Annotated in this window: 1 protein-coding gene; it reads right to left on the bottom strand. The window is 53.0% G+C overall.

Annotated elements, in window-relative coordinates; genetic code table 11:
* The coding region (locus tag E0702_RS16155) for an NIPSNAP family protein (protein WP_132045603.1) at positions 1-241 on the bottom strand (241 nt) is incomplete at its 3' end.
* Between the last annotated feature and the right edge of the window lie 87 nt (positions 242-328).

The following is a 328-nucleotide window of genomic DNA, read 5'->3' as shown; positions in this document are numbered from 1 at the left end:
AAAGATAGGACAACCAACGCTGATCCGCACCTAGTCGCGCACGGCGCGCGTGCCGATCGGCGAGGTGACGATACGCCCAGGGGTGCACAATCTGGTGAAGTGTACCGATCTCGGTTGAAAAATATCCAACAAGCCGACCGAGAATAGGCTGCTGAATTGCAAACCCCTCCTTCTCGTATTGTTGAAGGTACTCGGGCACCTTACCAGTCTTCAAAGTATATCTGCGCTGTTCTACTATCATATGCCACCTCCGAGCCCAGCCTAATCCGCCAAATAGCGTGATGAGTAGCGCGATGAGGTTCTGGTAGAGAAGAGCGGTGTTTTCTGG

The organism is Halomonas marinisediminis, from assembly GCF_004347715.1.
Classification (GTDB): Bacteria; Pseudomonadota; Gammaproteobacteria; order Pseudomonadales; family Halomonadaceae; genus Halomonas; species Halomonas icarae.
This window is presented reverse-complemented; position numbering and strand designations above follow the sequence as displayed.